Consider the following 24,434-nt stretch of genomic DNA (forward strand, 5'->3'; position numbering starts at 1 on the left):
GACTTAATTTTTTAAAACAGGTACATTGGCTAATCTGACTAATACATGGGTAGGGTACACGATACGCACCGCTGAGCAGGTGTTCAATAGTGTGCTGGCTATTCTTGGGTACAAGGTACCTGAAATGACCGACCATAACGACACTAATCCGTACATACGTAATCTGCGCATATTTTCGGGTATGAACGAGCAGTTACATTACTATGTAGATAATGCTGCACGGGAGGCTATACTCACAGCACACCGTCTGTACAAGAGTTCTGTACAACATGCCAAGGCTAATGATTATCAGATAATAGGTAACCTGGCATACTCTGCGGATGTACGTTTTACCATATCAGCTACCTACGGTTCCGACATAACTATACCCGCGGGGACTATATTATCTTACGGGGACATTCAATACGTCACTCAGACGGACGCGGTTGTTACAGCCGGGCAGACCGTATCCACATTGGTAACAGCGGAGCAGTACATACAGAAAACGGGTATAAGTATGGGGGTGGCTGCCGGTATAGCTGATGAGGAGGTAGTATTCACTGATAAGGTAGTGCATGATAGTATATCCATGAAAGTAGCCACTGTAGCATGGTCACCGCAGACTACGTTAGGGTATTCACTGCCTACGGATAAGCATTATGTGCAGACGGTAAATGAGGACGGTAACGCTGTTGTATATTTCGGTAACGAGGACCCCTACGGTTTAATGCCGAGTACGAACGATGCTTTAGAGGCAGATTACAAAGTAACATTAGGTGCAGACGGCTACGCACCCGCCGGGGCAATAGATACGATAGTAAGTTCTTTAACATTGCCGGGCAGCATCACCGCTACGGTAACCAATCCTGAGCGCGCATCGGGAGGTAGTAATGTTGAGGATACTGACAGTATAAAACGGCATATACCCGTAGCCCGCCGTACACTGGAAAGGGCGGTACGCAGAGGAGACTTCGCAGCAGTAGCTGAGTTAGCACCTGGTGTACAACGTGCGGGTGAGGTATTCAATTGTGGTAAAGCACTTGACCTGTACATCAGCCCCGTAGGCGGTGGTATCGCGTCAAGTACGCTTATAGCAGACACGCAGACATTCATGAATACCCGTAACCTTATCGGGTTCAATCTTAATGTATACGCAGCCGGTGAGGTCCATATCATTATAGTAGCGGCTATAAAGGCTGTACCAGGGTATGCCAACTCTACGGTCAGCACTAATGCATCGGATGCCGTTGTGGCGTACATGGCAGCCACTAATCAGCAGATAAGCGGCACCGTGGTAATAGGTGACATCTATCAGAAGATGGAAGCCGCTGACGGGGTTCTGAATGCTCAGATAACAGCATTCTACCCCAAGCCTTACGCACGCCCGACAAACGGTTCTACCCCCGCGTTGGTGTGGACACCCCAGCTTTTATCGGGTGCAGCAACCACGATACGGTGGGCCATAGAGTTTACAGGATCAACTACGTTCAGGCTGATACGTAGTGGTACGCTTATAGGGACTTACAGTACCGGGGCATTAGTGTCATTGTCTGAGATAAGTTTCACTATACCTAATGGTGCGTACTCTAACGGTAACTCATACGAGTTTTTCACTTACCCCTATGTGTCCACCAGCATAGCACTCACAGAACCATCATTACCTGTTTCTATAGCAGGTGATATTACGTTAACCGTAACAGGAGGTATATAATGTCATCACCTAATTTTGAAACATACATATTTGACGAGTTTTTCACCGATTACGACCGCCGGAGTGATCCTAATAAAGATGCGGATGATAAGGGTACTCAGCAGCGTTACATGGAGACGGTGGGTAAGGAACTGGATGACAATACCATACCGCTTATAGAGGACATGAACGATAATGTGTTGATGGGTAAAGGACAATTATCCCGTATAGTTCCTTATTCAGAACTCGATCAAGGTTACCTGGATAACTGGGAATGGTTCTCAGGTAATACTATCACGTTCAGGCGTAACGTTGCCCGCATAATGGATAGGCTGCAACGCATAGCTTGTACCGTCAGATGCTGCGAACTTATGTTCGGGTGGTTGGGGTTTGGTGTAACCATAACATCTACATTCGTAGAAGGGGGATTCGATAGCATGTATACGTTCGATTCACCCGCCCGGGACTTTGACAGCGGTTGCCCGTCATGCTCAGACTATAGTGTGGCCATTACCGGGGCTGCCGGTAGCCTGACCGCTGGTGATATTACTAATATAACCACCATACTACGATTCAATCAACCCATTAACGCTGCTATATCCGCAATAACATATAATGGGGCTTCGGTGATAGATGACTTCGATACGGAGGACCCTACGCTTAATTTCAACATATATGCTATTCAGGATGCTGACGTGGAGGCCTTTGTAACAGAGACGGGTATTACTGACACTACTACTATAAAGGCATTGGATACTATGGTACTGGCGTTGAAGGCGGCGAGTCTGTGGACCAAAATAAAGGCCATGTACCCATTGTTGGGTAGTAATGCCGCTACGGCCAAGTACAATCTGAAAGACCCGAGGGATTTGGATGTAGCATACCGTATTACCTTCTATAATTCCCCGCCTATTGATGCCTACGGTGTCAAGTGGAATGGTACAACACAGTATGGTGATACCTACTTTGTTCCCTCAACCGGTGTTACGGGAGGTAAGAACATGCACCTGTGCGTGGTAGTTAACGATGACAGAAGTTCCTACCGCGCGGCTATGGAGATGGGTGCGATAGGTAACGGGCTGAATAGTCAGGAGATGTCAGCCAGCTTCAATGCACCTGCTCCGAACAATAAGGCATGGTACTCTATGGCTGGTGTGGGTTCTACATCGGTAGATGTAGGCAGCAATAATGAGCAGGGACTATACGTGGTTTCACGTAATACTACGGATGCTTACATGTTCAGGAACGGTGTACAGTTGCACAATATCACCGCTGCAGCCACCACACATGCCGCAGTATCTACCAAGATATTTTTAGGTGCTGAGAGTAACAGTGCCGGTACGGGTGTATTGTACCGTAGTGATCTAAAACATGCTTTTTACAGTATAGGCGAATCTCTGAGCACTTCTGAGATACCTATATTCAGCTCTATAATAAATACATTCATGGCCACTTTAGGCAGATACAACTATTGATCATATGGATACATACCTGGTAGTACCCGATAGTATAGTCGAGGAGAATAATGGCAAAATAAATAACGACAAAGGGCTTATATTTGTAAAAGATAACTACGGTCGTTGGGTCATTAATACATCAGCTACTAATGATTGGCCTGATATAGATTGGGGCAGTATGGAAGTAGTTACACTTACTATTGACGATTTTCCGATAGATACTGAATAATACAGATTATGGCACAGACATTATACCATACTTATAAGGCAAACGATTCAACGGATGCATTGAACAGGAAAGACCTGGCTATGCTACCCGAGGGATTATACAAGGGCTTTGATTACGACTCTGACAACTCATCGGGTACTACGCTTACACTGTTTCATGAAACTACGGGGTATGTTGACGTGGCTGTGGATCAGACAGCATCTGACCCTAAAGGTGCTATAAAGACCAAACAAGGTATGATAGTTGTGGAGGATGAGGCCATAGCCATCAGTATAACAGGTAATGCTGCGGGTAATCCACGCATAGATATTATCTACCTGGAACATGAGCGTGTAGAGACTGTCGGTGGTGCTGCCGCAACGTATGGGCAGATAGCAGGTACCGCAGCCGCTACGCCCACCATACCATCACTAACCTACCCGAATAAGCAGGTTATCATAGGCTACATTTACTGGCCCGCCAGTACTACGGATATTTCAGATGCATCTGTCAGGTATGTACGTAATGTGCTATCATTGCTGCATGAGTACATGAAGGGTACATTGTCATCCATGACATACACCGCTGGTACTAAAGAACTTATCACTAACGTCCGTAGTAACTGGTATTACGTGGCCAATATAGACTCCAACTACAAAGAGGTAGAACTTATCACTACTCCTAATGATGGGTTCGAGGTAATACACATATTCACTATGCAGAAACTACGCATAGACACTACGGGAGCATTCCTTGTGAACGCGCCCACAGTTGGGGATATACTTATAGAACCTGGGGAGGTAGTATCGTTCATAAAGCTGGCCGGTACGATAGCTTCGGGTGTGAGTGATTATTACGTATTACTTGGCGGTGGTAGTGTTCGCAGGGCTAATGCAGAGAAGCTCACCGGACAACTGATACCCACCAAAGGAACGGCTACGATAGACCTGGATAACGGGCATATAACACTGAACGGTGACGGTAACTTCTACGTAGTATCGTTCGACTTTACCGCGCTCACTGACGGGGAGATAAAGGCTATAACTACCTTCCAAAACAGGTGGGACGGTTTAGCTACCCGTACTAAAGAGGGGGCACAGGTGATACTTAAACTGGTCAACACAGGAACTGCAGGCACTACTATAACGATAGTAGATGGGGCTACCCCCGACACGTCTGCGTTCGCTACCTTAGATACATCGGCTATAAACCCGAACGTGACGGATGGAGCCTATTTTAGTATCATAGAGGAGGCATCAGCTTGGACACTTTTCCGTATGTATGCCGGGGGTTGGGTAGACGGTAATGACTACACCGCAAATACTGATACGGGGGCTTTCACGATAGGCACAGGTGACATAAAATATAACAGATACTTGCTGGAAGGGAGCAACAAGTTTACTTGGGTATGTAATCTTGAAGGCGTGAATGTAACAGGCACTCCCGGTGCCGTTGTCATAGAATTGCCCACAGCTATACAGGACTTAGGATTGGGATTTCCCGCACCGGGGCTTGTACAGGTTTGTGGTATGTATGATAGCCCGTCAGCAGCCGCTGCCGTATACGCTACACTCGGCAAAGCTGCTGCAGGTGCTACGGACCAGTCGTTGATGACGCTCCGTAAGCTGGATGGTACCTCATTCGGTAATGGCACAGATCAATATCTCTCGTTTACGATAGTCACGGAACTCGTAGCCGTATAGACCAAATCTATACGGTCAATAAGCAGAAAATATTAGGACTTACTGATATTTTCTGCTTATCTTTGTTTGTAAACAATTGATATGACAGCCATTATAGATTCTGTAACAGACTTGCCCGAATGTATACACGTAGAGGGGACACTCGTTAACACCCAGGTATATGTAGACGGTGTACCAATAGGCGCACATAATAATGTTAATGTGCCTTACCTGAACAAGACATTTGATTGGCCTGCACGTACGGAGAGTGCGCTGCAGCTATCCTACATGCTATTGTTCATCATGTTTAATAGCCATGCCCCTGCTGTCAGGTTCTATGAGGAGTTTTACAATGACATCATATTTATGCTGCCACACGAATCATTCGCGGTGAATTTTAAGGCACGGGAGTATTTTGTTGACCAGGTGCAGGGAAAGATGGCCAAGGATATGCAGCACTATATACAGAAAGCAGATTCCCGTATGGTAGACTCTGTGACCAGCGGGGTATTAGGTAGCCATACCATAAAACTGCCTACCGATGAGTCAGAAAGATGAGGCACTCACTCCGCATCAGCAGGCCGCATACGCTCATATACAGGATAGTAGCACGTTAGATTATGCGGTCATCACTATGCAGCGTGACGGGGCTACCATGGCTTTATTGTGTATCGTATCAGGCGATTCCTATATACCGGTAGCCAAACTACTTACAGACGATGAGTTGAACAGTTTAGACGTATGACATTAGAATTTCAGCAAACCATATTAAAGTACTTGTTTCAGGTAAAGTCTGCTAAGGCTTACATAAAACTGTTGGATGCGGACGTGTTCGACTCACCGACCGATAAGCAGCTTTATAAAATACTCAGGGCTTATGTAAGTGAGTACAAAATAACCCCATCACGGGTTGACTATATGGAATTTCTCCGGTCAGCTATATCCATGTCCACTAAGTCGGTGAGTAGTGAGATAGCCGATAAGTATATGTCACATGCAGAGTACCTGTACACCCCGTTAGGCGGCGGTACCGCGTACATACGTGACCGCATCATAGATTACGCTATGCGTAAGAAAACTAACGAACTCGCGCTCAGGATGGCTGAGGTGACTGATAAAGCTACTGACGCTGACTACAAAGACTTTTACGGGGAGATGCGTAAGATCATATCCTTAAGAGATGCTGAGGGTGAGTTCGAGAAACACGCAGGGGGTTTTTTATTCAGGGATGCTGCTGAACACCTGGATATGTATACAGAACCTGAGATACACCCGTTCTTTTTAAAGCAGGTCAATGCTATGACTGCTGCCGGGGGTTTTTATGCGGGGCAGAATATAATATTTCTTGGTGGTGCAAAGAGGTTTAAGACCGGGCTGTTACTGAATGCTGCCTACGATTATGCCGCTACAGGCACGCCTGTATTCATAGCTGATACGGAGAATGGTAAAGAGCTCACCCGTGCTCGTCTTAAGCAGGTGGCATTGGCCTGTACGCGTAAAGAACTCATCAGGTACAGGGACGCATTTATAGAGGGTGTATCGCGGGTACTACCGTTCGGTGGTGACGTGGTAGTACACTTCTTTCCACCGGGGTCTACGGTAGAGGATATTGACGAGGTACTTACCTATTACGAGACTGAGTATGGTTGGCGGCCTAAGTGTATCATACATGATTATGTGGATAGGTACAAGCCCCGGGATAAGTATATAAGAGAACGCAGGTTCCAAATACAGGCGGTGTATGCTGATGTGGACTGGTTGAATGCAAAGTGGGGTACGTTCTCCCTCACAGTGTCACCGATAACCGCAGACGCTAATGATAAGTGGGCTTTGGAGGAGAAAGACTTCGGGGAGGACAAGGCCAAGATATACAACTGTACCGCAGCGTTTGCCATCAACCGCATAAAACCTGAGCGTAAACTTGGTACGCTGCGTATAACCCCGATAGCACAACGCGAGGGGGTTGAGTTTTTAGATAACGCTGCTACTACCTGTGCTATAAAGGTAGATGCTGAGGTGATGCAGATAACAGAACTTGACTCTGAAACCTACCTGCAGAAATTACAGCCGATACGTGACGGGTTGAGTAAGCAGGAACCCACACGATTCCCAAAACGTAATACTGTAAAAGACACCTGATGCGGGGGCATAGTACATATAAAAACAAGCTGTTTACCTACTTTTCGGATGCATACGACCTGCAAAAGAAAACAGCATCAGGGTGGTATAATTTTAACTGCCCGTTGTGCGGAGGAGTACGTAAGCGCGGGGTTAATTTTGATTCAGAGGTTACATCGTGTTGGACATGTGACTATAAGGGGGACCTGTTGGAGTTTATATGTAAGGTGAACGGGTGGACCATGGCGCGTACTAAGAACTATGTACGCGCACTCGATCCGAGGCAGGAACTACCCGACCTTGGTAACACGATATACACAGTGAGTTCCGAGGTTACCATGCCTAACGGGTACAAACCGTTACTGTCAGGTGACTCGTCCGTAGCTATCATGGCACGCAGGGATTTGACCGCCAGGGGGTTTGATATTACGGAACTGGATAGTGAGGGATTCGGGTATTGTGACGCGCATCATGATGAGTTTAACCGGGACTTTTATGGCTATATAATAATACCATTCAAGCAGGACGGGGCGTTACGGTATTACATAGGCAGGGACTGTATAGGTAACCCGCTCAGATACAAAAATCCACCCAGTGACTTCGGTGGTGTAAATAAATCAGAAATAATATACAATCAACCAGCCTTGTTATTGTACGATGAGGTGGGTATTATGGAGGGTTGGGCAGATGCCCGCACTTGGGGGAAGGATGGCACCGCTACTATGGGGTGGGCATTGTCTGATATACAACTCGGTATGTACATGACATCGGGCGTGAAAAGATTTGCGCTATTCCCCGATGCGGGTGTAGATGATTACGGGGTAAGCTATTACTACAAAGCATTGAAGGTAGCCGCCCGGCTGGCCGCGGTAGGTAAGCAGGTAAAAGTAGTTGATATGAACAGGATAGATGGGGCCAAGGATGTCAACGCTGCGGGTCGTGTTGTTGTTAAGGAATTGTATGATGCTACTCCCTGGGTCACCTATGGAGGTATATTAAAATTGATTGCAAAAAATTAAGTGAGTTAATATGGGAATTACTTTAAGTGATCGTAAGAAGTGCAGCGGGTGTAAGGCTTTACAACATAATTCGGGTGTGTATACGTGTCTGTTGGATGTCCCCCTACACACCATAACCGTTGAGGGTAAGCAGGCATCCCCGAAGCCTACCCGCAAATGTTACCGGCCTAAAACAGAACATGAATTGACTGATGCTATAACCAAAACATTGAAGCAGAATGCGTGACCCCGCACTACATATTACCTTGTCGGGGCTGACGGCTGTGTTAACTAAACTGGGCATCAGGAACCCTGCTGTTAATGCTGAAAGGATATTGACGGAATCCGCACCATATGCTATAAAGGATAGGTACGATGTCAAGCTCAGTAGTAAAGCTGCCAAACGTGCTGTAAAACATAAGGAAGCAGTAGCCGCATCATCCATATCGGTAGAACAGTTCAATGGTATTCTGTATACCGCCCGTGAGACTGCGGGGCATAAGGCTATCACCCCTATACGTAAAGGTGAGGCTATGTGGACAGCACTCGCAGAGGTAGCTGTATTGGCCAGTGATTTTTCTGCAGCCTGCGGGTTTACGGATACCGTCAAAGGGTGCCAGGTTTTTATTAGTATAGGGTTGCGCATGATGCGGGGTAAGTACGGCCTGAACAAGTTCAAGTACTATAAGGAAAAGATATATGAGTACTATGCGGCGGTCAAAGAAGTAGAGGAGGATGATGATAGGCAGGCAACTAATGATTTTTGTAATACGTGGGTGACCGAATTATTCAATCGTACGGGGTTGAAGCGTAAATACTCCGAACCAACTGATATGGCTATGTTTGTCATGGCCCGTAAGCAGGCAGACGCTTTAGACGCTTACTATGATGATTACATAAATGCGCAGTTCGATGGGTTGAGTTTTTTAGGTGTAGTTCCCAGCCTTACACAACTGGTAAGCGACAATGCTGAGCAGCGGTACTGGAACTACATATCGAACGCCCGCAAGACGGTGAGCGAACATCTGTCTGATGTGAATAAGGAGGATTTTTTGTCAGACATTAAAAAAATAAACTGATGAGATTTATAGTAGAGAACTTAAAGACCCGGGTGGTGACGGACGGTGATGATTATGTGAGGTGTCCCGACTTCAATAAGGAACTTAAGGAGTTCTTATCTGTTAAGGTGCCCGGTAGTTTCTTTATACAGAAAAAGATGCGGGAGATGGGTAAGAAGTTCAAATGGGATGGGGTGCACAACTTTATGAATAACTCGGGGGAGTTCGCAACAGGGTTTCTGCCGGTACTGTTCAAAACATTCATACCACATTACGACCTGGAGGTTGAGTTCGATGACCGTAGAACCAATTTACCTGAGTTCAAAGATTCTTACGATTTTTCAACACCTGAATTTGACCTCGCCCCTCACCAACAACGACTTGTAAAAAGTGTCAACAACTGCATAGAGTATAAAGGGCAACGGCTGTACTTCCCGCGGGGTATGTGGAAAGCTGCCACTAATTCGGGTAAAACGGCTTCTTTCTACGGGGTGTTGAACAATATGGTAGACCCGTGCGCGGTGCTGGTGGTAGATACTACCCAGTTATTTGAACAGCATGTAGATTACTACAGGAGTGTGCTCGGGGATGTGGGCATGGTAGGCAACTATAAGGGTAAGTCCTACAATAAAACAGGTAAAACATTGACGATAGTAATGGTCCAAACATTCGCCAATCGTCTTAAGAAAGACCTTACCCTGGCAGCGTGGTTCTTAAACAAGGTTAATGTACTTGCCTATGACGAGTGTCATACCAGTGCTGTAGCAACCGCGGGGACTTCGATAGCTCAGGCGGCCAATGCGGGGTGCATATTGGGTATGTCAGGAACCCCGTTAGATATGAGTGACGAAATGAAAGCCTATAAACTTACTGGGATCACAGGCGGTGTATTATGCAGCATCCGTAAGGCAGAACTGATGGATATAGGTTTTAGTTTACGGCCTGTCATTAAAATGTACCATAATTCTGCTAAGACGGTAGCAGCCGATTACGGGGACGAGTTCAGTAAGGTAATTACTACGTCTGCTCACCGTGCGGAGCTTATAGCCGATATTATAGCGGAACATGCTGACAAACAGATCATAGTAACATTCTTTGAGCGTAAGCACGGGCAGTTGATGATGGATATATTGCTGGAAAAATACTCGTTGGAGTTCAACACCGGTAATGTGGACTGGGTGCATGGTGAACATAAGGACAGGTCGGACCGGCTGGATAGGTTCAGGGATGGAACTACCCGTGTGCTGTTCGGGTCATCTATACTTACCCAAGGTATAAATATAAAAGAGATAGAAGTTATTATATTCGCCCAAGGTGAGAAAGCCGAGGTAGCTTTAAGCCAGTGGGGCGGGCGCGGTGAACGCCGTAATGGTGACGCTACTACCTATACTTGGGTAGACATATACGATGAGGGAGAGTGGGTGAGCAAGCATTCCCGTGACCGCATCCGTTACTATAAGAAAGAGGGGTTTGATATTAATTACCAGTATAACGCAGACAAACGTGGGATACCTAAAAAGCAGTAGTATATGGGAAGATGGAAAGCATTAAAGCGCAATGAATTTCGGGCGGCACTACGGTCGGCACTGCAACAGGTACAAGTTGCCCGCCCACATGCCGATGATGTATTGGTGACCATAGAAGCTATACTGATGCAGGAGATGCTTGAAACGGGGCAGTGTGTTATACCTGATTTATGTAAGCTCACACTACGTGAGAAACCCCCCAGGACCTATATGCGTATGGGGGTGCTACGCCACCAACCGTCTTATTACTACATAAGTCTTAAACTGTTTCCGAAAGCTAAACCGCAGTTCATAACAGATGACCCCATAGAATAAACCAATACGGGGTATAGGATAATAGTATCAGCCGGTATATAAGTAACTGTTACTTTTGTTTAAATGATAATAGTATGTTCAACCATATAAGTAAAGATAATCCAGTAATAGCGTGGTGGAGTGGTGGGGTTGATAGTGCATTGGCTTGCAAGTTGGCTCTAGATTGGTGGGGTAAAGATTGTGTCGTGGTAATTTTTATAGATACTCGCAATGAAGATGACGATACTGTTCGTTTTATGTATGACTGTGAAAGGTGGTATGGTGTAACAATATATCGAATTTCATCCAAGAAATGGGACAATATACAAGAAGTATGGGAACATTATTTATCATTAAATGTTGCTACTGGTGCAATATGCTCTACCGAACTAAAGCGTGTAGTTAGGCAGGACTTTCAAATGAAAAATAACTTTTCACATCAGGTTTTCGGGTTTGACGCAGATGAGATACGTAGAGCAAAAAACATGAAGCGCAATTACCCTGACAGTAAGCCGATATTCCCACTTATATACGAAATGTATAAAAAAGGTGAAGCATTAAAGGTTTTGCAAAAAAATGGGATAGAACCACCGCTTTCATATAGAATGGGTTATTCAAACAACAATTGCCTTAAAACTGGTTGTGTAAAAGGAGGTATCGGCTATTGGCAGAAATTCCAAAAAGACTTCCCTGATAGGTTTGATAGGATGGCAGAAATGGAACACAAGCTGACAAACGAAAAAGGGGAGCCGGTAACTATATGTAAAGACCAGTCAAAAGGCGGTGGACTAGTATTCTTGAAACCACACCCAGATTATCCGAATATTAAAGACATATCTATGATGAAGGGTAGAATGGCAGAACCACTAATGGAATGTAATGGTTTTTGTGGGGTAAAGGATGCAACACACCATAGGTAAAAACTGTTAATAATATTATATAGTATGCGCGAACCAAGGGACAAGAATAATTACGAAAAGGTTGATTATACAATACCTGTAAAAACGGATAAGGTAATGGCTTACGATCAGAAAAAGTTCGGGGATACATGTTTTGGTAAGGAATGGGCACCAAATGAACGGTTGTGTGCGATGTGCCACGATATAGACATATGTGGTATGGTATTCCATGCCAACGTAAAGAAACTGGTAGCCAAGGTTGAGGAGAGTGAACCTGCCCCGTTCTTGGATAAAACAGACCTGGATGGGGTTGATAGGAATGCGGTTATCATATGGATACAGACCAAACCGCGTAAATTTTCTGAGATGGTGGACTACGTATACGCAATGGCGGGGTGTTCTGATAAAGAAACTGTCAGATATTGGTGCAAGAGTTTTGTACTGGATAATGACCACCTCACCGCGGAAAAAGGGACTATCTACTTTAAAAAATAACTACAATGGCAAAGCACGATATAGTAGTACTGGCATCTCCCCACAACTTTGAGTGGTTGGTAAACACGATGACAAAGCAGGGTAAGATAGCTCTTAAAATAAACGAGGGGCGGTATATCCTGAACACCCCGCAGCGGGAATATGCGATATGCCGTTCGGAGGATTTGGGCACTATACAGGCAGGCACCGTAGTATGCGTCACAGCCGTACTCGCTGCTGAGATAGGTATAACTATGACCGGTATCGCAGATGCTTGTATAGCTGGTGATGCTGTGTATAAAAAAGCGGCTTTCTTTACTGATAGCGACATCACCGCTATAAAGGCTGTGCTGGATGTTATCAGTGCAACATCACATAAATAATTAATTCACTTAATTTATGTTCTTATGAACACTTACACAATAGTCGAATCAGATGACATCGGGGCATTCACCGATGAGGTAAACGCTTTGATAGCTAAGGGGTATGTACCCCACGGGTTTGCGGTATCACAGCGTATAGAACAGGTAGTGTCACCGTATTCCAGTGATAGGGTAGATGTAGTTAAAACGGTATACCATCAGGCTATGGTACCAGCCGCTGTACATGTAACCTCTGTATGGGGCGGGGTTGATGTAGCTTTACCTGGTAAAGACTACACCGTATACACCCAATCACCTGAACACGGCGATACCGCTGATGTAGTTATTCCGAGTCGTTAAAGTAATAACCTATGAATGGATTGAAGTGCAACAAGTGCGATCTATGTACAGTAGCGTCAAGCGTCTGTATAGAACCTAAGATGCCGGTAACTGACGGTGACCGCCTGATGGTCATAGTAGATTACCCGTCTGTTACGGATGACAATAAGGGTACGATAGCAGCCAGTGCCAAGGATGAACTTTTTTGGCACATAGCGAATAACGTATGCGGCATACCCAATGAGGATATGTATGTTACCTATGCGGTGAAGTGTGGTACAGGAACCGCCGGGGTACGCCCCGAGTTAGAAAGTATAGAGGCTTGTCATGAATATCTTGTAAACGAGATACAGACTATCCGACCGAAGGCTATACTACTCATGGGTACCATACCCGCTGAATCTTTCGGGTTTATAGGTGACATAGATAAACTGGCAGCATCTGCCAAAGACGTAACGGTGGGTAAGGGTAAAACGGCTTTCACTACAAAGGCATACATAACCTACTCACCGTCTGTCGTAAAGTCTAACGCTAAACTGCTGCACCCATTTGCGAAGTCTATAGTGCGTGCTTATAATGCCGCTATGGATGATACCCAGGGAGCCGACATGACAAAGATAGTTATGGCCGATACCATGGATAAGGTAAACAAGGTCATAGAATACGTTCATACAACTGGGGAGTGCTGCTTTGACTATGAATCCCCCGAACTGACTGGGTTGAAAACATACGAACCCGGTTTCAGGCCTACGGTGTTGTCTATATCTTTCCAGCACGGGTCTGCACACATTATACCTCTGTGGCATTACGAGAGTCCGTTCTCCGACAAAGAGTGTATGCAGATAATGGAGAAAGTGAGTACAGATATATTCGCTAACCCCGCCATACGGAAAATAGCACAGAACATAAATTTTGATATGAGTGTATCGCGTGCTGTTGGTTTCCCGTTATTCCGTGGCAGGTTGGATGACACGATGCTAATGCACCATCTGCTTTGGGACTATAAGCGGCATGGTCTTAAAGATTTCGCCCCTGACTATTACCCCGAAGCCGGTGGGTACGAGGACGAGGTAAAGAAATACGGGTATGCTAAAGCCCCCCTGTCAGTACTCGCCCCGTATGCGGGTATGGATACTGACCTTACATTCAGAATGTGTTCTATATTCGAGTATGAATTGTTGCAGGATATGCAGCAATACCGGGTATACCGTAACCAGGTAATGTTCATGCTGAAACCGATGTGGCACGCCGAACACAATGGTATGCTGGTAGACCGCAAGTTACTGGAACAATATATAGCGCGTGCTGAGCAGCTTTTACAGGAACGGGAAGATAAGCTGATGTCATACCCGCAGGTTAAGGCTTTTACGCTGTATAAGCAGCGTATGGTTGACGGGGCTAAGATAGGTGACCTGCAGACACGGGCACGTACCGCTGTTGGTAAAAACCTTGAAAAGTTGGAGAAGCGTATCAGTGATATAAAGCTCGGGTTGGTTACTGCATATGAGGGATTCAACATGGCATCGCCGAAGCAACTCGGGGAATTACTATACAGTAAAGAAGGGTTCGGGTTCAAAATGCCATATGATCGCCGTAAACGTAAAGAACACCCGAACACTGACAACAAATTCTTAAAACAATTAGGGGACACTACCGGGTTTATCACCGACCTTATGGTGCATCGTACGATAGCTAAGAACCTGAGTACTTACCTGCGTGCTTTCCTTGAACTGTTGGATGATAACGACAGGATACATACGGGGTTCTTATTGCACGGCACCCGCACAGGCCGGGCCTCATCAGTAGCCCCAAACCTGCAAAATGTGCCCAAGCATGTGAAGATAGATGACCCCGCGGTGGAGGAAGTAGTTAGGATGATCATGGCGGTGTTTAAGGTGCCTGACGGGTACACATTACTATCCATGGACCTGTCACAAGCCGAACTGCGCATCATAGCCGAACTGGCCGGTGATGACGCTATGATAGAAGCCTACAATAACGGGCAGGACCTGCACGCTGTTACTGCAGCCAGGTTATCGGGGTATTCATTGGATGATTTCTATAAATTACCTACCGATAAGCAGAAGCAACTACGTAGTAAGGCCAAGGCAGCCAACTTCGGGTTGATATACGGTCAGGAGGCTAAAGGGTTCATGGAATACGCCCGTAACAACTACGGGGTTGATATGACCATAGAGGAGGCAACGGAGTTACGGGATGCGTTCTTTGCAGCATACCCCAAGCTCAGGGATTACCACGCGGAGTACATAGCCAAGGCAAGGATGTACGGGCACGTACGGACATTACTGGGCAGGACACGGGAACTTGTTGACATAAATAGTGATGACGAGTTCCTGCGCGGGGAAGCTGAACGTGCTGCCATCAACAGCCCCGTACAGGGGACATGTGGTGAACTGACCTTACTCGCGGCTGCGCTTATACATTACCGTGTACCCGCATCATCCATGTTCGTTAATACTATCCACGATAACGTAATGGTGCTGGTACGTAATGAGCATGTAAACTATGCAGCCAAGCTGATGAAACACACCGCGGAGAACTTACCTACGGAACAGTACTTTAACGCTAAACTGACCAAACTACAATTAGCGGCTGACATGGAGTACTCTACTACGAATTGGTTAAGCCTGAAACCCTATGAAGCAGCGTAAGCCGTTATCGGGGCGTAAGATAAGTTCATTCGCTGCTGCGATGTCGGGGGATAAGAATGCTGTTGTAGTGGACATATGGTTACTCCGGGCTTTTGACATGCATAGGAAGTTTCAGACTAAAACTAAGTTGACGGATATGCCTGTTGATCTGTTTGGTAATACAGACGGGTACGCGCTTGGTAAGCTACGTAATTCGGGGGCTACGGATAGGCAGTACAGTATGATAGAGGATTGGGTAAGGGTTGTAGCAGCATGTATGCAGGTAGAGTCACGGCAGTTATCTGCTATGATTTGGGCAGGTGTACGTATAGCGCATAACGGGGACACTGAAACGCACTACAAGGAACGGTTACAGCACTATATGCAAAATCTATTCAGTGTATAAATAATAACGATAGGTAAAAATTTTGGTAATTGCCGATATTTTATACCTTTGAAGTCTCGTTAGAGCAATTAAAACAATAACAACAATTAAAACAATTACAAATGGCAAAGACAAGAATTGACATGTCGCTACTGGCAGAGTCAGAAAAACAGTTAGACAAAGAAAGGGGCGGTAACAGCAATTTCCTGCGTCAGAAGGAAATAGACGGATCAATGATTTTCAGATTCGCACCTCCACCGTTATCACTTAACGGGCTTCCCTGGTTAGTAGTTACGCGCTATTGGATAAAGAAAACCCCGATAATTTCACTGCACACATTTGATAAGCCTTGTGTTATAGAACAGGAGCTTACAGAGGCAGTACAATCCGGTGATGCCAAAGCTGCCCGTATCGCACATGATGACAAGATCATACGCAAGGAGTCTATATTATGGATGGGCGGTGTGGTTATGGCTGAACAGGCAGATGGTACACTGGTGCCAACGGATGATGCGAAGATACTGGAATTTAACTCTGTTGGTCTGCGTAAAGACATATCCAGCATCATTGGCTCCCGTTGGGGCAGGAACGGTACTGAGTTGGGTATATTTGATACAGTAGAAGGCGTTAACGTGGAACTGCTACGTAAGACTTCAAAGCGTGCTGATGGTAAGGACCAGGTGGAGTACTCCGCTAATGTGATAGATAAATCGGCTGTTGACGAGTCTGTATTTAATTCACTCCCCGACCTGTACGAACTGGCTAAACTGTTCACACCATGCGCCGATTACCAACGGGCATTCATACGTGAGGTACTGTACGGTGAGGAGATTCCTGCAGCGGTTATAGAAAAGGAGAACCAGTTCAAGGCCAAGAAACAGGCAGCAGTCAAAGAAAGGCAGGCAGCTAAACAGGCAGAAACTCCCGCACCAGCACCCGCTAAGGCTACTGCGAATCGTGCCTCGTCAGCAGCGGATGACTTTGAGGATAACGATGAATTACCGTTTGATATGGAGGACGAAGCACCTGCACCACCGCCAGCTAAAAAAGCACCGGCTACGGGTAACGTTCGTAAACCGGCCACTCGTAAGGTTAACGTGGCAGCAGCGATAAAAGATGAGGCTGAGGCGGCAGACAACGCCGGTGAAGATGATTTTGACGAGTTCAATTAATACTATTAGAGCGTGGTAGCTTAACGGTTACCACGCTTTTTATTCACCGCGGGTATCGGTGATTCTACGCAGTAGTTATGCATTGCCCGCACAATACATTGTAATGGGTATCAATCCACAGGAACGGGAGTTCGATTTAACAGGTACTATGTCAGATGATTGTACTACTATCAAGCTCGACCCGCACGCACTCAACAGGTACATATTGGGTACGCTTACAGGCATCAAGCTGGAACTGACCATAAAGCCCTATAAGGAATTACGAACCGCCGCACAGAACAGGTACATGTGGGGAGTGGTTGTACCTACTGTCAGGATGTGGCTTAAAGAAACCCAGGGGGAAACGTTCACAGCCGATGATGTATATACATGGTTACGTACGCATATATTAGGGCAGAAGCCGGTAGTGCGTACTATAATGGGTGAGGAAGTGATCATACTTACCAGTAAGAAATTCTCAGCCATGTCTACCACTGAGTTCAACAATGCCGTTGAAACGATACGCAAAGAGATGATGGAACGGGGATGCGATATACCCGAACCTACAAAGAATAATAACCTGCATGATTTCTTAGACAACAGATAAATTAACTCACTTAATTTTTTGATATGAAAGCGGTATACGTAACCGATATACACATTAACAAGTATAACAACTTCGCTGATAAGTCAGACAGGTTGGAAGATTGCCTGCGGGTCATAGATGATTGCTATGAACTGGCAGCATCACACGGGGCGCAGCATATACTTATGTCAGGGGATATGTTTGACACGGTAAAATACCTGCTCACCGAGGTTATCAATAAGACAACCGCACGGTTTGCCCGTTGGATAGACGCATATCCTGACATTACCTGGTATTGCATTACGGGTAACCATGATTTCGGCAGTAAGAATCTTCCTGACAAGCCTGCTATATCTTCCATAGAGTTTCTTACGCAGGCATTCCCTGACAATATAGTATTACTGGACAATGCCTACACTGTTATTGGGGACGCGGTAGTTTACGGCATCCCTAACTACGAGTTCCCTGAGCATTACAGGCAGATGCTGGAAAATGCTACACAGTTGGACGTTAACTATAAGGGGGCTAAAAGTAAGATACTTATGATACATCAGAAGCCACCTCATAAGTCTAACCCGCTTGTAAAGGCTGATACCGATCCAACAGACCCACTGTATGATATGTTTGATCTCATACTCTGCGGGGATATACATGCCTCTGAGTGGGTAACTGACAAGTTTCTGTTGGGTGGTAACCCGCTGCATAAAGATGCCAACGATGCGGGGAGGGATAAAGGCATATGGCTGCTGGATTTATCAGACCCGCTTAACACTATAAAGTTCGTATCGCGTAGGGGTAAATACCCTGAGTTCATCAAAGTACCCGCCGGGGAAGGTGTAATAGATGACAACAATTTCATCATCCAACAACCCGAGGTAGATGTTAAAATAGATGGGTTAGCTGATGCGGGAGCATTCAGCAATAATCTCCCGAGGCGGGATTTGGTTGCCAACTTCGTAGCTGAGAAAGGTAATGATGACCCCGACCTGGTGGATATGGGTGTCAGGTTCGTAGAATAAAATTTTAGTAATTGCCGATATTGTATATTTTTACAGTCCAAAAAATAAATAGTTTATATGAAACATGAAATGGGTTACGCATATTGCGATCAGATCGAGATCATACCAGGGTTCAATACCCGTGAAGATTTCGGAACGGCTGAACAACAAGCCGAATTAAAGACCTCTATTAAGGAGGAAGGTATATTGGTTAACTGTCTTGTGCGGGAAACGGACCGCATCCTGATGGATGGTGCGAACAATCCGATAACAGACGATGCAGGTAACACGCAGCCTATCTACGAGATATTTGACGGGGCACGCAGGCTCGGGGTGGCTACTATGCTGACTGAGGAGAATCCTGACAACCCGGTGCTTATACCGTTGAGTATCTACCCTAAAGAGACAACTGAGACACAGATGCTGCTGGCTATGCTGATAACGGGTACTGAGCAGAAGCAACTTACCCCGTACGAGCAGGCAAAGGGTATCGAAAGGCTGGCCAAACTGAAAATGAAAGGTAAAGACATCGCTGATAAAATAGGTAAAACCCCCGCCTATGTTACCAACTGTCTTAAGTTCATGAAAGAAGCGTCCCCTACATTGAAAGAACAGGTAAAAGCGGGTGCTGTTACCATGGCGGCTGCGCTGGATATTCTGAATGCGGCAGCTAACCAGGAGGAGGCAGATGAGATAGCCAAAGAAGCGGCTGAACATGCTGAGAAGTCAGGTAAAAAACGTGTCGGTGAAAGTTCTGTTAAGGCGGCTACTAAGAAACGCACAGCCGACCCCGAAGATGAGGACACTGAACAGCCGGAAGGTAAACCCGCACCGGCCAAGTCAAAGATGGCACCAGCTTTAGATATACTGGAAGGCCTGTACAAGTCAATAACTGCGCAGCCTAAAGAAACGGTGAAGCCTGAACCGCTGGAAATACTCGATGCCCTCATCAGGCTGGTATCGGGTAAATGCGAGGTGGTAGAGATAGCTCCGTTGTTTATCGTTATGGAGACTCCCGCACCGGCTGCACCTGAAAAGAAAAAATCCCTAAAAGACAGGATGGAGGAAGCAGCCGCTGAGGATGACAAGCCTGCTACTAAAAAAGCAGCAAAGAAAGCAACCACTAAAAAGGCTGCAGCCCCTAAAGCTACCGCAAAGAAAAAAGAGGTAGCTAAGAAAAAGGACGAACCCGCCCCCGATGCTGAGGATGAGTTCGATGACTTCGGGGAATAGTATAGTATAAACTTACAGGTAGTCGTATAACAGGGGAGATGCATAAAGCAACATAACCAGCATCTCCCCGCCTGTAACCGGTGGGGTGGCGAAATTGGTAGCCGCTGGAAGTAGACAGTTAGCACCCGCTGACTATTAGCCATAGACGTAAGTTGATTGACGGCACATGCACACTGTTGTTTGGGTCATTGGTGAAGCACCTAAGTCTACATGCAGGTTCGAGTCCTGCCCCCACCGCATAAAAATGGAATATTAAAAGCGTAATTATGGTTAATATATCAGCTATTCGTATTGAAGGGTTCAGATCATATGTCAACCCGATAGATTTCAAATTCGGGGATAAGGGTTTATACCAGGTAAGCGGTCCGAACGGGGTGGGTAAAACCACCCTGTTTTCCGCACTGGTTTGGGCACTGTACGGGCAGAACCTGCATGAGACAGACAACAAAGCAGTACAGACCTATAAATGGATGCAGGGCAAAGAGTACAAAGGTACCCGGGTAATGCTGCGTATGCAGATAGCGGGTACGGTGTACATGATAGCCCGCCACCTTAACTACTCGGGGGCTACCTTCGGATTAAAAGGGGAATCAAAATTGATGATATTTTCCAAACCTGTTACCGATAAGGGTAAGTTCACATCCGAACATATGGTCAATGATGCTTTGTACAAAAAAGACCAGCAGCAGTACATAAACGGTATCATTGGGTTATCCGCAAAAGCCTTTATAAACTCGCTGGTATTCGGTCAGGGGCTTGCCCGGCTGATAAAAGCATCGGGGGTTGAGAAGCGGGAATTGTTCGAGGAGTTCTTTGATCTCGGGTGGGTAGAGGATGCTAAGGCCAAGGCCGATCTCGAAAAAGTAGACCTGAACAATCAGATAACCGCGTTATCCACGGAGGACTACAAATTACAGGTGCAGATAGATTCAGCCACCGCACAACGTAATCAGGCTAAGGCCTACCTGGATAACTTCAATGCGGCTAAAGAGGAGCGCATAAATGACATCAAATCTGAGGGTAGGGAACTTAAGCAGCGGTATGAGGACTTGAAGGCCCAACGGGATGCCATGGTAGCTGCCAATAAGAAAAAAGCGGGTAATACTACCGCTGCCGATGTCAAGTCTGCTTTAAATGCCGCTACGGCTGCACAGGAAGCTCAGGACGCACTTAAAAGAGACATCAGGGTACAGAAGTCCAACCTGGATGATATTGACCGTAAAACGGCTGGAATTGCCCGTAAAATTGAGGAGCTTTCTGGGCAGGCTACAAATATAGCCACTGAATGCCCGACATGCGGTGCCCCGGTGAAACCTGACAAGATAAAGACATTAAAGAAAAATCTGAGTGATCAGATGAAGGAGCAGGAACTTGAACGCGCTCGGTTGAACAGTTTCAAGGGAGATTACGTCACCGCACTGGAACGGTTAGATAAGGAACTGCAGGAAGCGGGGGCTACCTACGATGCCGCGTACAAAGAGTATGAGCTAGTTAAAGCTAAATTCGAGTCAACAGTATCTGATGATGTGACCTCTATAGAAGCACGCATAGAGGAGACACGCACAGCACTGGAACGTACTAAGCAACGACTGACCAAAGCACAGGACGAGGAACCCGTTGAACAGGACATCACCGCGTTTGATGATACCATAGCGCAGGCCGAGGCCAAACAACGGGAAAATTCAGTTAAGACAAAAGAACTCACTAACAGGCTGGATAAGGTAACCTGGTGGATAACTGAGGGTTTCAGTTCAAAAGGCTTGAAGTCTTATATATTCAGTGCCATGCTGGCCAAGCTCAATGAGTTCGCAGCACAGTACGCGGTTTATTTCGGGTACCACGTCAAGTTCTTTATTGACCTCGATAAGAAGTCGAAACCGTTTGTCACTACCATATACAAGGACGGGCACGAACTGGATTACTCAGACTTGTCAGGCGGGCAGCGTCAACGGGTAGATGTGGTACTGGCATTCGCTATGAATGACCTTGCCTGTTACAAGAACCCGTGTAACCTGCTTATATTGGATGAGTTGTTCGAGTCACTCGATCAGGCGGGTATTGAATTGGCTTATGAGGTTATCCGCAGGAAGTCTGAACAACAGGCGGTGTATGTGGTGTCACACTCCCCGTTCGTTGAGGTAAACGATGCTGTGCGCATAGAAATATCCGGGGGTACTGACGGGCAGCCAAGTGAACTTAATTAATCTTTGTAAATTTGTTATATGGATAACACGGTATTAAGTTATGGGGTAGTTGCCTGTTTGGGGCTACTGGTAGTGCTTACGTTAGGTATCACCGCTTGGGGCATTGTAAAGATCATATTAGACTTGCGTAAAAAATAGGTATATGTCTGTTGAGAATACTTTAAATACAGCGTTTGTAGTATGCGTGGTTTTGCTACTATTGTTACTGGTAGTTTTATGCACCATACTCATCATGCGTATAGGCAAAGATGACGGGGATGTGGTACTCGATTATGATGCTGAGGGCGCGGCAGAAGGTAATGTCAAATCTCCACCTACATATGTGCCATGACATCGCATAAGGCCAAGATACGCAGAGCATTGAAACCGTGCCCATCGGGTAAGGTTACGTTCCCGACACTACGGGAAGCTGAGAAGTTCTGTACAGGTAAGCAGTTGCGGTCATATAGATGCGAATTTTGTGATATGGTACATGTCACCAGTCACCGGAAAAATGTAAAGGATGTACCCTTAAAATACGCTGACAGGTTTAAACAGTTTATAGATGACGGAACCAAAGAGAACGATGAGGCATGATATATTCAATTTACCCGTACGCACCCGTAGTATAAACGGGAAGCAGAAAGGTAATGCCAATGAACGGGAAGCTGCGAAGTCTCTCGGACTTTGGACGGGGGCAAGGTTCGTTCGGGTACCTCAATCGGGAGGACTGCGTTGGGAGGACAATGCTAAAGTAACCGGGGATATAGTATGTGATACCAAAGGATTTGATTTTCCGTTCTCAGTAGAAACAAAGCACCTGGCAGCGGTTCCTTACACTAAAGAATTACGGGCAAACTCCAAAGTATATAAGATATGGAAGCAGGCTACCACCGATGCGGTGCGTTCCCAACGGTTACCTATGGCTATGATACGTTATAACGGGCTTGGTAAGTTTATGCATGACGGTGAGAAGTACCAGGATTATTTGGTAGTGCTGGCCACCGATTACGGAGGGTCTGTACCCGATCTGCTGGTACCGCAGGAGTTCACAGGTGATGGTATTGTAGCATATCTTTTAAGTGACCTGGTGAAGCGTTATCCGTATGACCGGTTCATTTACGTAGTGAATAAACTACAATTTTTGGTAAATTACATAGACACTCATCAAACTAAGTAATATGCAAAAGACAATAAGCGAAGCTATGTACAGGCAGGCTGCCATAGAGTTAGGCTGCGAAATAGCCGCGATCAAAGCGGTGGCAACGGTTGAAAGCCGGGGTAGCGGGTTCTTACCTGACGGACAGCCTAAGATACTTTTCGAGGCGCACGTATTCTATGAACAACTGGAACTGCACGGGCTTGATCCGAAACAGTTGATGCGTGACCCCACTAACCGGGGACTTATCGCGGAACGTTACGGGCAGGTAAGGTATGGTACAGAATCAGAACAGCACCGTAAACTACAACGGGCGGTTAAGATACACCGTGATGCAGCTTTGGCATCTTGTAGTTGGGGGGCTTTTCAGGTAATGGCATACCAGTGGAAAGACCTCGGGTATGCCAGCCTGCAGGACTTTATCAATGATGCGTTTGAAGGGGCTGACGGGCACCTGAGAATGTTTATAGCATTCATAAAATATAAGAAACTGCAGAAATACCTGATAGCTAAAGACTGGGCGGGGTTCGCACTGCGCTACAACGGGTCCGCTTACAAGAAAAATAACTACGATACCCGTATGGCAGATGCCTACGCTAAATTGTCAAAGTAATGTTACTGTTCACACTCAGGCTGCAGATACGGGATTACAAGAGTATTCTTACCTTTGTAACGGGTATGTTGGATGCAGCTACCAAGTCGGGTGATGTTAATGGTGTATTGCAGTGGAGTACGGACAAGCAGCGTTTAGAGCTGGTAATAGCTGATCTGCAACGGATATACGACAGGTTCAGTACCGAAGGGTGTTATCTGTTGAACCAGCATAACCGTCAATAAAAAATTAAGTGAATTAACCTTACTCGTAGGCCGCCGGGGTATAATTGCAGTTATATATCGGTTATGGTAACAGGAACACGTACAGTGGATGACCGCCTGCGAAAAGTATCCTAATGATGAGCATTATATATTACCCTGCCGGTATTCTTACCAGCGGGGTTTTTATT

At 46.0% G+C, this 24,434-nt stretch carries 27 protein-coding genes; all 27 read left to right on the forward strand.

Features of this window, described 5'->3' with window-relative positions:
* Window positions 1-25: 25 nt before the first annotated feature.
* The 27 genes from H6550_15945 to H6550_16075 all read left to right on the forward strand — a co-directional run bounded on the left by H6550_15945 (window position 26) and on the right by H6550_16075 (window position 24,267).
* Window positions 26-1,690 carry a baseplate J/gp47 family protein gene (locus H6550_15945; protein MCB9047626.1) on the forward strand — a complete coding sequence of 555 codons (1,665 nt, stop codon included), beginning with the start codon at window positions 26-28 and terminating at the stop codon, window positions 1,688-1,690.
* Complete coding sequence (locus H6550_15950) at window positions 1,690-3,144, forward strand: hypothetical protein (protein ID MCB9047627.1); 1,455 nt, start codon at window positions 1,690-1,692, stop codon at window positions 3,142-3,144. Before H6550_15945 ends, H6550_15950 begins: the two co-directional genes overlap by 1 nt.
* A gap of 4 nt (window positions 3,145-3,148) precedes the next feature.
* On the forward strand, window positions 3,149-3,355 hold the full coding sequence (locus H6550_15955) for a hypothetical protein (protein ID MCB9047628.1): 207 nt from the start codon (window positions 3,149-3,151) through the stop codon (window positions 3,353-3,355).
* Between the two features lie 8 nt (window positions 3,356-3,363).
* A complete protein-coding gene (locus H6550_15960) occupies window positions 3,364-5,037 on the forward strand; it encodes a hypothetical protein (protein ID MCB9047629.1) in 1,674 nt (557 codons plus the stop codon).
* A gap of 81 nt (window positions 5,038-5,118) precedes the next feature.
* Complete coding sequence (locus tag H6550_15965) at window positions 5,119-5,574, forward strand: hypothetical protein (GenBank protein MCB9047630.1); 456 nt, start codon at window positions 5,119-5,121, stop codon at window positions 5,572-5,574.
* The gene (locus H6550_15970; protein MCB9047631.1) at window positions 5,558-5,761 is read left to right on the forward strand and encodes a hypothetical protein; all 204 of its coding nucleotides are present in this window, start codon (window positions 5,558-5,560) and stop codon (window positions 5,759-5,761) included. The genes H6550_15965 and H6550_15970 overlap by 17 nt, the downstream gene beginning before the upstream one ends.
* Window positions 5,758-7,155 carry a hypothetical protein gene (locus tag H6550_15975; GenBank protein MCB9047632.1) on the forward strand — a complete coding sequence of 466 codons (1,398 nt, stop codon included), beginning with the start codon at window positions 5,758-5,760 and terminating at the stop codon, window positions 7,153-7,155. Before H6550_15970 ends, H6550_15975 begins: the two co-directional genes overlap by 4 nt.
* Complete coding sequence (locus tag H6550_15980) at window positions 7,155-8,153, forward strand: hypothetical protein (GenBank protein MCB9047633.1); 999 nt, start codon at window positions 7,155-7,157, stop codon at window positions 8,151-8,153. Before H6550_15975 ends, H6550_15980 begins: the two co-directional genes overlap by 1 nt.
* Window positions 8,154-8,371: 218 nt before the next feature.
* Window positions 8,372-9,211: a hypothetical protein gene (locus H6550_15985; GenBank protein MCB9047634.1), complete on the forward strand. Its 840-nt coding sequence runs from the start codon at window positions 8,372-8,374 to the stop codon at window positions 9,209-9,211.
* A complete protein-coding gene (locus H6550_15990) occupies window positions 9,211-10,716 on the forward strand; it encodes a DEAD/DEAH box helicase family protein (GenBank protein MCB9047635.1) in 1,506 nt (501 codons plus the stop codon). The genes H6550_15985 and H6550_15990 overlap by 1 nt, the downstream gene beginning before the upstream one ends.
* A 3-nt stretch (window positions 10,717-10,719) precedes the next feature.
* On the forward strand, window positions 10,720-11,031 hold the full coding sequence (locus H6550_15995) for a hypothetical protein (GenBank protein MCB9047636.1): 312 nt from the start codon (window positions 10,720-10,722) through the stop codon (window positions 11,029-11,031).
* Between the two features lie 74 nt (window positions 11,032-11,105).
* On the forward strand, window positions 11,106-11,930 hold the full coding sequence (locus H6550_16000) for a hypothetical protein (protein ID MCB9047637.1): 825 nt from the start codon (window positions 11,106-11,108) through the stop codon (window positions 11,928-11,930).
* A gap of 24 nt (window positions 11,931-11,954) precedes the next feature.
* Window positions 11,955-12,404, forward strand: a complete 450-nt coding sequence (locus H6550_16005; protein ID MCB9047638.1) for a hypothetical protein — start codon at window positions 11,955-11,957, stop codon at window positions 12,402-12,404.
* A gap of 5 nt (window positions 12,405-12,409) precedes the next feature.
* A complete protein-coding gene (locus tag H6550_16010) occupies window positions 12,410-12,766 on the forward strand; it encodes a hypothetical protein (protein ID MCB9047639.1) in 357 nt (118 codons plus the stop codon).
* A gap of 24 nt (window positions 12,767-12,790) precedes the next feature.
* Entirely contained in the window at window positions 12,791-13,105 is a 315-nt protein-coding gene (locus H6550_16015) for a hypothetical protein (GenBank protein ID MCB9047640.1), read from the forward strand.
* Between the two features lie 11 nt (window positions 13,106-13,116).
* Window positions 13,117-15,756, forward strand: coding sequence for a hypothetical protein (locus H6550_16020; GenBank protein ID MCB9047641.1), 2,640 nt, complete (start codon window positions 13,117-13,119; stop codon window positions 15,754-15,756).
* Entirely contained in the window at window positions 15,743-16,141 is a 399-nt protein-coding gene (locus H6550_16025) for a hypothetical protein (protein ID MCB9047642.1), read from the forward strand. Before H6550_16020 ends, H6550_16025 begins: the two co-directional genes overlap by 14 nt.
* Window positions 16,142-16,242: 101 nt before the next feature.
* A complete protein-coding gene (locus H6550_16030) occupies window positions 16,243-17,292 on the forward strand; it encodes a hypothetical protein (GenBank protein MCB9047643.1) in 1,050 nt (349 codons plus the stop codon).
* 58 nt (window positions 17,293-17,350) lie between these two features.
* Window positions 17,351-17,878, forward strand: coding sequence for a hypothetical protein (locus tag H6550_16035; GenBank protein ID MCB9047644.1), 528 nt, complete (start codon window positions 17,351-17,353; stop codon window positions 17,876-17,878).
* A gap of 23 nt (window positions 17,879-17,901) precedes the next feature.
* Window positions 17,902-18,876 (forward strand): metallophosphoesterase, encoded by a 975-nt coding sequence (locus H6550_16040; protein MCB9047645.1) that lies wholly within the window; start codon window positions 17,902-17,904, stop codon window positions 18,874-18,876.
* 57 nt (window positions 18,877-18,933) lie between these two features.
* A complete protein-coding gene (locus H6550_16045) occupies window positions 18,934-20,088 on the forward strand; it encodes a ParB N-terminal domain-containing protein (GenBank protein MCB9047646.1) in 1,155 nt (384 codons plus the stop codon).
* A gap of 266 nt (window positions 20,089-20,354) precedes the next feature.
* Window positions 20,355-22,292, forward strand: coding sequence for an AAA family ATPase (locus H6550_16050; protein MCB9047647.1), 1,938 nt, complete (start codon window positions 20,355-20,357; stop codon window positions 22,290-22,292).
* A 142-nt stretch (window positions 22,293-22,434) separates the two neighbouring features.
* Window positions 22,435-22,623 (forward strand): hypothetical protein, encoded by a 189-nt coding sequence (locus tag H6550_16055; protein ID MCB9047648.1) that lies wholly within the window; start codon window positions 22,435-22,437, stop codon window positions 22,621-22,623.
* Complete coding sequence (locus tag H6550_16060) at window positions 22,620-22,868, forward strand: hypothetical protein (GenBank protein ID MCB9047649.1); 249 nt, start codon at window positions 22,620-22,622, stop codon at window positions 22,866-22,868. Before H6550_16055 ends, H6550_16060 begins: the two co-directional genes overlap by 4 nt.
* Complete coding sequence (locus tag H6550_16065) at window positions 22,837-23,451, forward strand: hypothetical protein (protein ID MCB9047650.1); 615 nt, start codon at window positions 22,837-22,839, stop codon at window positions 23,449-23,451. Before H6550_16060 ends, H6550_16065 begins: the two co-directional genes overlap by 32 nt.
* 1 nt (window position 23,452) lies before the next feature.
* Window positions 23,453-24,043, forward strand: a complete 591-nt coding sequence (locus H6550_16070; protein ID MCB9047651.1) for an N-acetylmuramidase family protein — start codon at window positions 23,453-23,455, stop codon at window positions 24,041-24,043.
* Window positions 24,043-24,267 carry a hypothetical protein gene (locus tag H6550_16075; protein ID MCB9047652.1) on the forward strand — a complete coding sequence of 75 codons (225 nt, stop codon included), beginning with the start codon at window positions 24,043-24,045 and terminating at the stop codon, window positions 24,265-24,267. Before H6550_16070 ends, H6550_16075 begins: the two co-directional genes overlap by 1 nt.
* The last annotated feature ends 167 nt before the right edge of the window (window positions 24,268-24,434 follow it).

It is taken from the genome of Chitinophagales bacterium (assembly GCA_020636495.1).
Classification (GTDB): domain Bacteria; phylum Bacteroidota; class Bacteroidia; order Chitinophagales; family Chitinophagaceae; genus UBA5543.